We start from the raw sequence: 12,281 nt of genomic DNA, 5'->3' as shown, positions 1-12,281 counted from the left end.
ATTTTCCAGATGACTCCGACGCGTGACCTCGACGAACTTCTCGCGATTGCGGGTCGGCTTCTCGACGGCGTCCACGATCAGTTCGTCTCCGGTGTCGGCGCCCCGAGTGCGGTCCGCAAGGGCTGGGGTGATTTTGCCACCGAGGTCGATCTTGCGCTCGAGAAGCGGTTGACCGCGGAGTTGTTCGAGCAGACCGGCATCGAGGTGCACGGCGAGGAATTCGGCGGTCCCGACGTCGGTTCCGGGCTCGTCTGGGTTCTCGACCCCGTTGACGGTACTTTCAACTACTCGGCCGGATTGCCCACTGCCGGAACGTTGTTGGCGCTTCTCGACGACGGTGTCCCGGTGCTCGGATTGACCTGGCTTCCATTGATCGGTCACACGTACGCGACTCGCGCCGGCGGTCCGTTGTTGGTCAATGGAATCGCCGTACCGCCGCTGGAGCCAACCGATCTGGCGTCGTCGATCGTCGGCTTGGGTGCGCTCAACGTCAACAGTCGAGGGCGGATCCCCGGCAGTTTCCGTCTCGACCTCCTCGCCGAGATCAGCAAGGTGTCCTCGCGGATCCGGATACACGGTTCAACCGGAGTCGATCTGGCCTTCACCGCGGCCGGCATCCTGGGCGGTGCGATCGTCTACGGCCGCAACGCGTGGGACAACGCGGCCGGGGTCGCGCTCGTTCGCGGTGCGGGCGGGGTGGTCACCGACCTGGCCGGCCGCCCGTGGACCGTAGAATCGGAGTCGGTGCTCGCTGCCGCTCCGGGCATCCACGGTGAGATTCTCGATATCCTCAACGCGCTCGGTGATCCGCGCGCTTCGTCCTCAGGAGGACCACAGTCATGACCCTCGCAGTTCGTGTGATTCCGTGCCTCGACGTCGACGCCGGGCGAGTGGTCAAGGGTGTCAATTTCGAGAATCTTCGCGACGCCGGAGATCCGGTGGAACTCGCGGCAGCGTACGACGCTCAGGGCGCCGACGAACTGACCTTCCTGGACGTGACCGCCTCCACGTCGGATCGCGGCACGATGCTCGACGTCGTAAGTCGCACTGCCGAGCAGGTTTTCATTCCTCTGACCGTCGGCGGTGGAGTGCGCACGGTCGCGGATGTCGATCGTCTGCTGCGTGCCGGTGCCGACAAGGTCAGCGTCAACACCGCGGCGATTGCGCGCCCGGAACTGCTGAAGGAACTGAGTGAGCGTTTCGGCTCGCAGTGCATCGTCCTCTCGGTCGATGCCCGCACCGTTCCCCAGGGGCAGCCGGACACACCGTCGGGGTGGGAGGTCACGACGCACGGGGGCAAGCGCGGCACCGGGATCGACGCTGTCGAGTGGGCCGAGCGTGGTGCAGAGTTGGGAGTGGGGGAGATCCTGCTCAACTCGATGGATGCCGACGGCACCAAAGCGGGCTTCGACCTTCTGATGATCCGCGCTGTCCGGGCGGCAGTCCACGTACCGGTGATCGCCAGTGGCGGTGCCGGCCTGGTCGAGCACTTTGCCCCTGCAGTCGAAGCGGGCGCAGACGCAGTTCTCGCAGCAAGTGTCTTCCACTTCGGCGATCTGAGCATCCCGGAGGTCAAGGATGCGATGCGTGCCGAGGGAATCGTCGTTCGCTAGGCGTTCTCGGCGCGGATTCCGTCGAACATGAGGCGGCTGATGGCTTGGTTCAACGCCGTGCAGTCGACGGACGAACCGGCTCGCAATCCTTGAATCGCACTTGCCAGCATCATGCCGTTGACGGCGTGGGCAGTGTTGTCGACATCGAGGTCGGCGCGTAGATAGCCGCATTCGACTCCGTGGTGCAGGTACGCCGCGGTCAACGATGCCGACTGGTCGAGTAGATCGAGCATCCGGCCAGTGAGATCGGCGTCGACGCCTGTCGTCTCGAAGAGCAGAACCCGCGGAATGCGCGGGTCGTCGAAGAAGATGCGGGGGAGCGCTTCGGCGATGCGACCGACCTGGGCGCGGTACTCGTCCAATGTATTTGCTGCGTCAGGGGCATTTTCGACGGCGAGTGCGCTGATGATCTTTGCGATCAGATCGTCGATGACGTGGTCGATGATGTCGCGCTTGTTCTCGAAGTACCGGTAGAAGGTCCCGTGACCGATTCCGAGAGTTGTTGCGATATCGGCAATTCCGGTCGCGTGGTAGCCGCGTTCCGCGAAGCACTCGAATGATGCGTCGATGATCTCGCGGCGCAATTCCGCCTTTTTTCGTTCCGCTCTGGTCATGGCCTTCGTCACATCAGGAATGATACCGTTCTCAATAACGGAATGACGTGTCAGTTTCTGATGTGCAGTTTTTCTGATGTGCAGTTCACGAGAGGGATTCTCCGATGGCAGTGCAGTACGACGCAGTTGTGGTGGGGGCGGGCTTCGGCGGAATGGGTGCGGCCATTCAACTCAAGCGGCTGGGCCTGAACAACCTGGCGATCCTCGAGCGCGAGGACGATCTGGGTGGAACCTGGCACGTCAACCGCTATCCCGGTCTGGCTGTCGACATCGCGTCGGTCACCTACTCGTATTCGTTCGAGCCCAATCCGAACTGGTCCAGGCTTTTCGCACCGGGCGCGGAACTGAAGAAGTACGCCGATCACGTCGCGGACAAGTACGATCTGCGGAAGCACATGACGTTCGGTGCCGTGGTCAACGGAGCCCGCTGGGACGAGGATTCCTCGCACTGGGTCGTATCCGTCGAAGGCGCGCCGGACATCACTGCCAAGTACCTCCTGACTGCGACGGGTTTCCTCTCGCAACCGCATCGGCCCGACATCTCCGGTATCGACGACTTCGCCGGCAAGATCATCCACACCACGGCCTGGGACGATTCCTACGATCTGTCCGGCACCAAGACCGCAATCATCGGAACCGGCGCCACCGCTGTGCAGTTGATCCCCGAGGTGGCGCGGCAGGCCGCAGAGTTGACCGTCTACCAACGCACCCCGATCTGGGTGGTTCCCAAGATCGACGTCTCCATTCCGAATGCAGTGCAGAAGCTGTTCTCGCGTATTCCGCTCACCCAGCGAATCGCCCGCGCTGTCAGTTCGTCGATCCTAGAAATGATCATGGTCAGCGCGGTCCTTCACTACAAGCAGGTCAAACTGTTGAACAAGGGTGCGGCGGCCGCATCACGTGCGTTTCTGCGGTCCCAGGTCAGCGACGCCAGCCTTCGCAAACAACTCACACCGGACTACGACTTCGGGTGCAAGCGTCCCACATTTTCCAACAACTACTTCCGTACGTTCACCAAGGACAACGTGCATCTCGAAACGACGCCGATCGACCACATCGCTGCCGACGGAATCGTCACCGCCGACGGTCGCAAGACCGAGATCGACACCTTGGTGCTGGCAACGGGATTCAACCTCTGGGATGTGAACTTTCCAGCCATCGAGGTTATCGGTCGCGAGGGACGAAACCTCGGTAAGTGGTGGCGCGACAACCGTTTCCAGGCCTACGAAGGGGTCGCGGTTCCGTATTTCCCCAACTTCCTCACGCTCGCCAGTCCGTACTCGTACAGCGGGTTGTCCTACTTCACGACGATCGAATCCCAGATGCAGCACATGGATCGACTGTTCGGCGAGGTGAAACGGCGCGGCGCGGAAACATTCGAGGTCACCGAAACTGCCAACGCCGAGTTCCTCGACCGGATGACCGAGAACCTGGCGGACTCCGTCTTCTACGGCGGTAGTTGCCAGACTGCACGAAGCTATTACTTCAATCAGCACGGCGAGGCTGCGATTCTGCGGCCCACGTCTACACGGAATGCGTTCGTCGAAGCGAAACGCTTTCCGCTCGAGGACTATTCGATCATCTAGGCGGGCTTGTCCCGCGTTCGGCTATCTTGCCGAGCTGACTCCGGTCGGAACCGATATCACGGGATAACGGTTCTGCCGGTTCAGTCGGGAAGTGACCGAGATGTGCATCAGTCGGCTCACCGCGGAGGCAGCGCCTTTTCGCGGAGATCCGATCACGATGGTAAATGCGTCGTATTTGTCCGCGGTTGCGAGAATGACACCGGCCGGGTCTCCATAGGTGCAGTCGTACGTCCAGGTGTCGGCGTGCGAGGCAAGTGCCGAGGTTGTCTGCTCGCGTTGCGACACCATCTCGTCGTGCAGACGCGTTTCGAATTCTGGTGAGTCGGTTTCGACAGGTAGGTCCTCTGACGTGATGCAGTGAACGACGTGGAGGGCTGAATCCTCCTTGGCGGCAAGCGTCAGTGCGTAGCTGAGTACATTCTTGCTGGTAGCACCTGGGCCGATGCCGAGAACGACGTGGCGGGTTCGGACGCGATCGGTACTCGGGTTCGCGAGATGGCAGATGTACTCCGGGTGCGGACCGTCATGATGCTGATGGTTCATGTCGGATCTTCTTCCAGAGCGAGAAGCGAAGGAACTTCCATTCTAGGGCGGCCGTGCAGGGGAATTCCACGGAAGTCACAGGTGGAAGGTATAAACGTCATATGAGTCTTGATCCCGCAATCGCGGCGAAGCTGAAGCGAAACGACGCCGGACTGTTCAGCGCGGTTGCGCAGGAGAAGTCGACCGGTGATGTGCTGATGGTCGCGTGGATGGACGACGAAGCGCTCGCGCGAACACTGGAAACCCGTAAGGGGACGTACTATTCGCGCTCGCGGCAGCAGTACTGGGTCAAGGGTGAGACGTCGGGGCACACCCAGTACGTCCACGAGGTGCGACTCGACTGTGACGGCGATTCCGTCTTGCTGATCGTCGATCAGGAGGGCGCCGCGTGCCACACCGGCACTCACACGTGTTTCGACACCGACGTCCTGCTCGCTGCTGAGCAGTGACGCGAGATGGCCACTGACAAGACTCCACAACCGCTCGATTACTCGTTCACCGCTCCCATCGAGAAAGACGGTGCGTTCGCAACGTTCTTGACCGTGCCCGGCTCGGCGGAAATTCTGGGAACCAGACGCGCTGTGAAGGTGGTCGGGACCCTCGATGGTGAGCATCCCTTCGAGGCGACGCTGATGCCCTCCGGCGACGGACCGCACTGGCTTCCGCTGCGCGTGGCGCTGTGCAAGGCGATCGGCAAGAGCGCCGCTGGAGAAGAGGTAGCGGTACATCTACAGCAGCGACTGAGCTGAAGTTTTCCCGAACCAAGGAGCGCCGTCGTGCAATTCTGTTCGATTTCGAACATGCCGCGGACGTGGAGCCGGATCGGTGGGCCGAGTACGGTCCAGGTGCCGTCGGCGTCGGGTGGGACATGGGACTGCTCGGGCTGGCTCGACACGTGGAACTGGGGATTGCGACGCCACTCGAGACACCCGAGTGGTCGGCGAGCGACGAGGCCAAGGCATTCATCGCGGGAAGCAGTGAACTGTGGGCCGAAGCTGCGATCGCATCGGGCGACGACCCGGATGCGGCTGCAGCCGCCGCTGCTCGCACGACCGCTGCATACACCGGGTAGATCACCTCTACGAGGACTAACATCGGATTAGTCTGGTTGTTGCGGGACTTCCGCGCCACGAGCGGAGACGACGATGGTGTATCGGCTCATCGAAGTAGTAACGGTGTTCGTTCACTTCGGGTTTGTCCTCTATGTGGTGCTGGGTGGGTTCGTGGCGTGGAAGTGGCGTCGTACCATCGGTTTCCACCTACTTGCAGTCGTCTGGGGAGCCGGTTCGATAGCGGTCGGATATGACTGCCCGCTGACCAATCTCGAGAACTGGGCCCGCCGGATGGCCGGGATCGCGGAGTTGCCGTCCACCGGATTTATCTCGCACTACATCACCGGCGTGTTCTATCCGGCGAGTATCGAAGGCCTTGTACAGGCGCTCGCGGCGACAGTGGTTGTCGGATCCTGGGTAGGATACGTGCTGCTCGGACGGCATGCGAAGGGTGAGGTCAAAGCCCCTTCAGCGACCTGATTCCGTACAAACGATCCCAGCCGTTTCCGAATGGAAACGACTGGGAGGTGCTACCAGGATTTACGCGCGAGTCAGGGCTACCACCGGGATTGTGCGGATCCCAGCGGTCTTCTCCGCGTATTCGGCAAATCCCGGGTATCGACTGGCCTGCTCGTCGTAGATGCGGTCACGCTTCTCGCCGGTTACTTCGCTGACGGAGACCGGGTATGTTTCGGTGCCGATCTCGACCTCTGCCTGGTCGGTGGCAACGAGGTTGTAGTACCAGTCGGGATTGGTCGGGGCACCGGCCTTGGATGCAAAAACGTAGATGGTCTTCGGATCCTGCTCGTCTGCCAGATACATCATGGGACTCACGAAATCGCGTCCGGATTTGCGTCCTGTGTGGTGGACCAACACCATGGGCGCACCTTCGAAGGGGCCACCTACCTTGCCCTCGTTCTCCCGAAATTCCGCAATGATTCCTGCGTTCCAATCGTCGGTACTCATCGTTGTCTCCCGGTCTGCGAGTGGCGAAGGGCTCTGCCGCCAAGCTTTGCACAACTGGTGAATCGACGAGAGGTCATCTTCGGCGTCCAGCATGATCTACTATCTACGTATGAACGCAGATAGTGGTGTTTGTCGCCGTAAGCTTCCCGATGATCAAGTCGACCTCGTCGTCGAGGTGTTCCGCATGCTGGCCGACGCAACCCGTGTGCAGGTTTTGTGGGCATTGGTAGACCGCGAGTGCTCGGTGAACGAACTGGCGGAACGCGTCGGCAAGCCGGCGCCCTCGGTGTCGCAGCACCTGGCGAAATTGCGCATGGCAAGGTTGGTACGAACCCGCCGCGATGGTACGACGGTGTTCTATCGCCTGGAGAACGACCATGTGCGCCAACTGGTTACGGACGCGGTCTTCAATGCGGAGCATGCCGGACCCGGATTGCCGGGGCATCACCGTAGTGAAGGTGAGCTTCGGGAGATACACCCGGAGCGCTCGGCGAACGTCGATCGGACCGATCAAGAAGAAGGTGCGTCATGACGCACGAACCCAAGACGTCCCACGGCCACGGCCACCGCCATGGCCACGGGCCGAAGGGATTTCGATCGGCAGTCCGCGAAGTGTTCTCGCCGCACAGTCACGACGCTGCCGACAGTGTCGACGACGCATTGGAATCGAGCGCAATCGGCATCCGGGCGGTCAAGATCAGTCTTGTCGCGCTCGGAGTCACCGCAGTTGCTCAGGTTGCGATCGTGGCGATCTCGGGTTCGGTGGCGCTGCTGGCGGACACCATTCACAACTTCTCCGACGCGCTCACGGCAGTCCCACTCTGGATTGCCTTCGCGCTCGGTCGGCGCGCTGCGACCAGGCGCTATACCTATGGTTTCGGGCGTGCGGAGGATTTGGCCGGACTGTTCGTGCTCGCCATGATCGCACTGTCGGCAGTGATCGCCGGTGTCGAGGCGGTGAGGCGATTGATCAACCCGGTCGAGATCGAGCACCTCGGTTGGGTAGCGGCGGCAGGTTTGATCGGTTTCATCGGAAACGAATTGGTGGCGTTGTATCGGATCAGGGTCGGCAGGCAAATCGGTTCAGCGGCCCTGGTGGCCGATGGATTGCATGCTCGGACCGACGGATTCACTTCGCTCGCAGTCCTTCTGGGGGCGGGGGGAGTTGCGCTGGGTTTCCCGTTGGCAGATCCGATCATCGGCCTTGTCATCACCGTTGCCATCGTGGCGGTGCTCAGGACTGCAGCGCGAGACGTCTTCCGGAGGTTGATGGACGGCGTCGAACCTGAGTTGGTGGACGACGCAGAGCATGCATTGATGCACGAACCTGGAGTCCTCGGTGTTCGTGATCTGAAGATGCGGTGGATCGGACACCGACTGCATGCCGATGCAGAACTCGACATCGATCCCCGGGCAACACTTGCCGAAGCTCATGCGATTGCACACAGCGCCGAGCATTCGCTCACTCACGCGGTGCCCAAACTCGCTACTGCCTTGGTGCATGCGTACCCGGCGCATGACGCGGCCAACTCCGAAGTCTGATACCGGCCGCCTTCCCGGTGATCTGTGCTTGATGTCAAGCGCAGGCGGCTTCCCAGGCGAAACCGTCTGGGTCTGTGAAGGTTTCAGACGTGCCGGCAACGGTCAGACGGTGTGATCCGGTGCCTTCCGGAGCAACCCCGGCATCCTTTGCCAAAGCGCGGCGACCATACAGTGCGAGTGTCACATTGTTTGCTGCACTGGTGAATTCGACGTACTTGCGACCGAAGCTCTTGGACACCTCGAGTCCGCGGTCGAGGTAGAACTGCTTGCTGGCCTTGACGTCTTCGGCGCCGAGCAGCAGCACGAGGCTGTCGATCGTGCGGGTGGCCGGCCCGTCGTTCTTCTTCGACGACGTGGCGATCTTCCAGATCGAACCGTCTGGAGCCTGGACGACTCCGCCGTATCCCCAGAGGGATTTCTTCACAGGCTTCAAGGCGGTGGCACCGGCTGCGAGTGCTGCGCCGACGAAGGCGTCGACGATGTTCGGTTGGGAGACGACGAGCGAAAGGGTGTACCCACGAAACCCTGTTGTCGGTTCGTTCGATTCGCGTAGCTGGATTCGATCTCCGACGCCGAGAGCGTTGTAGAAGGCTTCGGCTGCCGCGAGGTCGGGAACGTCGAGTATCACGGATTTCGCGGTGGTCATCTGGGCGCTCCCTGCTGATGTGTGGATTGGCGACGTGTGGTCGGAAGTGGACTTCTGTGGTGTGTTCATGTGTTTCAACGTAATTGCGGGTCCCGTGGCTGTGCTTCTCGATTTCTGATCGGTTTGCTGAGACTGCTTGCAAGGTGCAGCACTCACGCAGGCCTTAGGTGGGCGATTTGTCGTGAATATCCTGTTCAGCCGATGTTTTCTCGATAGGCTGGTGAGCGCTGATCGGACGTACCTCACGCCACCATGGAACGGGGAAACCAGTGATCGCACTGCGACGAAAGTCGTTAGCCGCAGCAGTTGTGGTGTCCATGACGATGGCGTTGGCCGCGTGTACCTCCGGTGAATCGGCGCCCGAGGTGGGCGGCAATTACGGCTCTGGCGGAACCGCCGTCGACTATCGGGAGCCGGTGAAACTGAGTAGCCGAGATGGTGTTCTCGAGGTGCGCTTGTCCGCTCATCAGGGAGTGATTCCGCTCGATACCGCTTCGGCGCCCGTGTCGAATTTTCTGCTCTTCGGGTACGAGGTCATCCGCGGTACGGCGTCGGACGGATCGACCTCGGCGAGTGACGTCTATCCGGCGCCGACTCTCCGCGTCAATCCCGGAGAGCGATTGATCATTCATTACGACAACGATTTGCAGGATCTCACGATCCAGGACTTCTACGATCCGGCATTCACACCGGCGGGCGGGGGCGTGCCGATCTATCCGCCGGCGCTGACGTCGGCTCCGCTGAATCTGCACACGCACGGAGTGCACGTGAGTCCGGACGGCAATGCGGACAACGTGTTGCTCAACATTCCAGCCGGCCAGGGAAACGTGTACGACTACGCGATTCCGGCGACGATGCCGAACGGTCTGTACTGGTATCACAGTCACCGGCACACCCTCACTGCGCAGCAGACGTACATGGGCCTGGCCGGGCTACTGGAAATCGGCCGGCCGGACGGCAATCTGCCTGTCGTGACGGCAAACGACGTTCCGATTCGCGATATGGCACTGCAGTACAACTTCGTATTCGACCGCAAAGGAAAGGGCCGACAGCTCAACGACGCGAACTGGCCCCAATTCGTCAGTACGTTGACGCCACCCGCCGGTACGGAACTAGCCGACGGGACGTACCGTCCGAGCCTTGCTCCGGTGAATTTCTCGGACACCACCGAGGGCGCGCAGTATTTCACCAACTGGTACACCGGACCGTTGTCCCCGGCCAATCATCGTGGACAGAATCAATTCGTTCCAGGCAATCTGCAGAGCTTCGCGGGTGAATCGACGACTGTACCGGCCGATCCTTCACTGCCGGACAACCAACGCGATGTGCAGTACACCGTGAACGGTCAGTTCCAGCCGTCGCTGAAACTGAAGCCGGGGCAGACCGAGATCTGGGTGCTTGCCAACATCAGCGACTTTGCCTACATGCCGGTCACGTTGACGGAAACCGCAACCGGCGCCCATCCGAAGTTCGCCATCGTAGGGCAGGACGGAAACCCGTTCGACGAGGTCAGGCCATCCGTGGACGGGGACGGAACCAGGCTGGTGATTCCGCCGGCCTCGCGATACGCAATCGCAGTGACGATGCCGGAGTCCGGCGATCTGGTGCTGGAGATGCCACCGCTCGAAGGTGCGAAGCCGGTGAGCAATCCAGGCATTCTCTACACCAACAACGGTACCGACAATCCGCCCGCCGAACTCGGAACCGTCACCGTCGACCCGTCGGTGATCAGTTACGCGGACGGATTCTTCACGTTCCCGACTCAGCAGTTGATCCGTGCGACGCCAGACGAGGGTGAAGGAAAGACGACTCCCTTCGAGTTCGGACAGAAGCTCGATACCTACACCTCGTTCGTGGATACCGCAGCGATGACGCCCGACGTGACCCGCAATCTCACAGTGTCCGGTGGGTTCGGAAACGAGAAGGCCAGCAACAGCGATCCGAAGGCCTTCACCTACGAATTCGCCGACAACACGTTCCCCAACATTCCGCTGATTCAACCGCGACTGAATTCCGTTGAGGAATGGAAGATCACGAACCTCAACAACGACGAACACCCGATGCATATTCACGTCAACGACTTCCAGGTAACGGAAGTTGTGGATCCCGTCGCAGGTACCACGACGGGCGTTCAGCCCTGGGGAATCGACAACGTGAACGTGCCCGCTCCGGTGACTGACGAGAATGAGAATGCTCTCGAGCCTGCGTCAGTGACGTTGCGAACGAAGTTCACCGAGTACGCCGGAACCTTTGTGATTCACTGCCACCGACTCAATCACGAGGACAACGGTTTGATGGCGACTGTCAACGTGATTCCCGAGGTATCGACATATGCCGTCGCGATACCTGGTTCGGCCGGCGTGCCCGCCAAGGTGCAGATATTCGATGCCAACGGCGACAAACTGATCACTGCTGTGACGCCCTTCCCGTCGTTCGAAGGCACCCCGAGTGTTGCGATGGCGGACGTGAACGGAGACATGGTGCTTGATCTGGTCGCTGGAACAGGTGCAGGCTCGGCTCCGGAAGTGGTGGCGTACAACGCAGTCGGCGGCGTGCCGTTCACCGACGAGTTGGCAAGATTCGCCCCCTTCGATGTGGGTTTCCGCGGTGGAGTGAACGTCGGCGGTGTCGACATCGACGGAAATGCACTGGCAGACAACATCATCGTTGCATCAGGCCCAGGGATGGAGTCGCAGGTCAAGATCTACTCCACCGACCTTCCGGCGGACAAGAGGTCCGCACCCACAGAATTCGGTTCGTTCTCGCCGTACCCGGGATCGAGTAGCGGAGTCACGTTCGCAACCGGAATGGTTGACAGCCACTCCGGTCGAGCGAGCATCGTGACCGCACCCGGTGCGGGCGAGGAGCCGTTGATCAAGACGTTCCGCTACGACCTGTACGAACCGACGGCGGCTGCGCAGGGCGGCTCCGATGAACACGCAGGTCATACGGCTGGTCCGGCAACGACATCACAGTTCTTTGCATTCGATCAGGACTACCGCGACGGGGTGTCTCTGTCGACGGGTTGGGTGGCCGGCGCCGAGGGCGGAGCAAAGTCGATAGTGGCAGGCATGCTCGGAGGCGAAGGATCCGTCCGCGTCTTCTCGAGTGGATCGAGGCTCGACGGTGCGCCCGAGATGTACCTGGAGAGCCCAGATCATCATTCGACGGACGTGGTGTTTCGGGAAGTTGCATCCTTCGATCCGTTCGCCGGTCCAGGGACGGGTGTCGGAGTAGCCACGACGAGCACGACCACCGGCGCGGATCTCCTCGTCAGCGGCAGCGACGGAACGGGTGCCGAAGTTCGGAAATTCACTCTCGGTCGTGCCGATCCGTCTGCGACCACATTGACACCGACGCTTGTGGGAACGCTGCCGCCCTATCCCGTCGGCGGGGGAGTTCTGCCGCTCGGCGGCCGATGATCCGGTTTTGAGAGTTGCTGAAAGTAGTTTCATATCAACGTGTCTCGAGCCTTCCTGTTCTCGAAGTTGTCCGGTTTGTCTCTGGTTATCGAAAGTGTGTTCGATTAAACTTTCGGTATGGACAGTCGGGGAGCGTGGCAGCTGGATGGTGAGGGCCTCAAGGGTGAGGTTCTGGATCTGGTGCGTGTCCGGCACGAGTTGCAGTCGCGGATGGTGTTGTTGATCGTGGAGATGTTTTCCCGGGAGGTTCTCGGCGGGAGAGGTTTTCGGGCGATCGCGCAGTGGTTGCATGGTTCG

General features: G+C 61.0%; 14 protein-coding genes and 1 pseudogene. 11 read left to right on the top strand and 4 right to left on the bottom strand.

Features of this window, described 5'->3' with window-relative positions; genetic code table 11:
• Nucleotides 1-9: 9 nt before the first annotated feature.
• The gene (locus tag PCS43_RS26460; RefSeq protein ID WP_003942414.1) at nucleotides 10-843 is read left to right on the top strand and encodes an inositol monophosphatase family protein; all 834 of its coding nucleotides are present in this window, start codon (nucleotides 10-12) and stop codon (nucleotides 841-843) included.
• Entirely contained in the window at nucleotides 840-1,613 is a 774-nt protein-coding gene (gene hisF / locus PCS43_RS26455) for an imidazole glycerol phosphate synthase subunit HisF (protein ID WP_003942380.1), read from the top strand. Before PCS43_RS26460 ends, hisF begins: the two co-directional genes overlap by 4 nt.
• On the opposite strand, the gene PCS43_RS26450 is transcribed toward hisF, so the two are convergent.
• Nucleotides 1,610-2,227, bottom strand: a complete 618-nt coding sequence (locus PCS43_RS26450; protein WP_174519500.1) for a TetR/AcrR family transcriptional regulator — start codon at nucleotides 2,225-2,227, stop codon at nucleotides 1,610-1,612. The genes hisF and PCS43_RS26450 overlap by 4 nt on opposite strands.
• A 104-nt stretch (nucleotides 2,228-2,331) precedes the next feature.
• Between PCS43_RS26450 and PCS43_RS26445 the strand changes: the two genes are divergently transcribed.
• The gene (locus tag PCS43_RS26445) at nucleotides 2,332-3,813 is read left to right on the top strand and encodes a flavin-containing monooxygenase (protein WP_058226986.1); all 1,482 of its coding nucleotides are present in this window, start codon (nucleotides 2,332-2,334) and stop codon (nucleotides 3,811-3,813) included.
• Between the two features lie 21 nt (nucleotides 3,814-3,834).
• Here PCS43_RS26445 and PCS43_RS26440 read toward each other — a convergent pair whose 3' ends face one another.
• Nucleotides 3,835-4,356 carry a universal stress protein gene (locus tag PCS43_RS26440; RefSeq protein WP_054187191.1) on the bottom strand — a complete coding sequence of 174 codons (522 nt, stop codon included), beginning with the start codon at nucleotides 4,354-4,356 and terminating at the stop codon, nucleotides 3,835-3,837.
• A 101-nt stretch (nucleotides 4,357-4,457) separates the two neighbouring features.
• Here PCS43_RS26440 and hisI point away from each other — a divergent pair, with 101 nt between their 5' ends.
• The 4 genes from hisI to PCS43_RS26420 all read left to right on the top strand — a co-directional run bounded on the left by hisI (nucleotide 4,458) and on the right by PCS43_RS26420 (nucleotide 5,888).
• On the top strand, nucleotides 4,458-4,805 hold the full coding sequence (gene hisI, locus PCS43_RS26435; RefSeq protein WP_003942390.1) for a phosphoribosyl-AMP cyclohydrolase: 348 nt from the start codon (nucleotides 4,458-4,460) through the stop codon (nucleotides 4,803-4,805).
• Between the two features lie 6 nt (nucleotides 4,806-4,811).
• Nucleotides 4,812-5,105, top strand: a complete 294-nt coding sequence (locus PCS43_RS26430) for a DUF1905 domain-containing protein (RefSeq protein ID WP_054828037.1) — start codon at nucleotides 4,812-4,814, stop codon at nucleotides 5,103-5,105.
• Between the two features lie 62 nt (nucleotides 5,106-5,167).
• On the top strand, nucleotides 5,168-5,428 hold the full coding sequence (locus PCS43_RS26425) for a hypothetical protein (RefSeq protein ID WP_223304508.1): 261 nt from the start codon (nucleotides 5,168-5,170) through the stop codon (nucleotides 5,426-5,428).
• 73 nt (nucleotides 5,429-5,501) lie between these two features.
• Nucleotides 5,502-5,888, top strand: coding sequence for a DUF2784 domain-containing protein (locus PCS43_RS26420; RefSeq protein WP_042449546.1), 387 nt, complete (start codon nucleotides 5,502-5,504; stop codon nucleotides 5,886-5,888).
• Between the two features lie 60 nt (nucleotides 5,889-5,948).
• Here the strand turns inward: PCS43_RS26420 and PCS43_RS26415 are convergent, their stop codons facing one another.
• Complete coding sequence (locus tag PCS43_RS26415) at nucleotides 5,949-6,374, bottom strand: nitroreductase/quinone reductase family protein (RefSeq protein ID WP_029255500.1); 426 nt, start codon at nucleotides 6,372-6,374, stop codon at nucleotides 5,949-5,951.
• 109 nt (nucleotides 6,375-6,483) lie between these two features.
• Between PCS43_RS26415 and PCS43_RS26410 the strand changes: the two genes are divergently transcribed.
• Nucleotides 6,484-6,906, top strand: coding sequence for an ArsR/SmtB family transcription factor (locus tag PCS43_RS26410; protein WP_003942406.1), 423 nt, complete (start codon nucleotides 6,484-6,486; stop codon nucleotides 6,904-6,906).
• The gene (locus PCS43_RS26405) at nucleotides 6,903-7,916 is read left to right on the top strand and encodes a cation diffusion facilitator family transporter (RefSeq protein WP_204856041.1); all 1,014 of its coding nucleotides are present in this window, start codon (nucleotides 6,903-6,905) and stop codon (nucleotides 7,914-7,916) included. The genes PCS43_RS26410 and PCS43_RS26405 overlap by 4 nt, the downstream gene beginning before the upstream one ends.
• A 34-nt stretch (nucleotides 7,917-7,950) precedes the next feature.
• On the opposite strand, the gene PCS43_RS26400 is transcribed toward PCS43_RS26405, so the two are convergent.
• The gene (locus PCS43_RS26400) at nucleotides 7,951-8,562 is read right to left on the bottom strand and encodes a hypothetical protein (protein WP_007732226.1); all 612 of its coding nucleotides are present in this window, start codon (nucleotides 8,560-8,562) and stop codon (nucleotides 7,951-7,953) included.
• A 269-nt stretch (nucleotides 8,563-8,831) separates the two neighbouring features.
• Between PCS43_RS26400 and PCS43_RS26395 the strand changes: the two genes are divergently transcribed.
• The gene (locus PCS43_RS26395; protein ID WP_209908843.1) at nucleotides 8,832-11,984 is read left to right on the top strand and encodes a multicopper oxidase family protein; all 3,153 of its coding nucleotides are present in this window, start codon (nucleotides 8,832-8,834) and stop codon (nucleotides 11,982-11,984) included.
• Nucleotides 11,985-12,101: 117 nt separating this feature from the next.
• Nucleotides 12,102-12,281, top strand: a pseudogene (locus PCS43_RS26390) (HNH endonuclease signature motif containing protein); the annotation flags it as partial.

This window comes from Rhodococcus sp. C-2, assembly GCF_027854095.1.
Taxonomy (GTDB): Bacteria; Actinomycetota; Actinomycetes; order Mycobacteriales; family Mycobacteriaceae; genus Rhodococcus_F; species Rhodococcus_F qingshengii.
The sequence above is the reverse complement of the archived record's forward strand: the minus strand, read 5'-3'. Positions and strand labels throughout refer to the sequence as shown.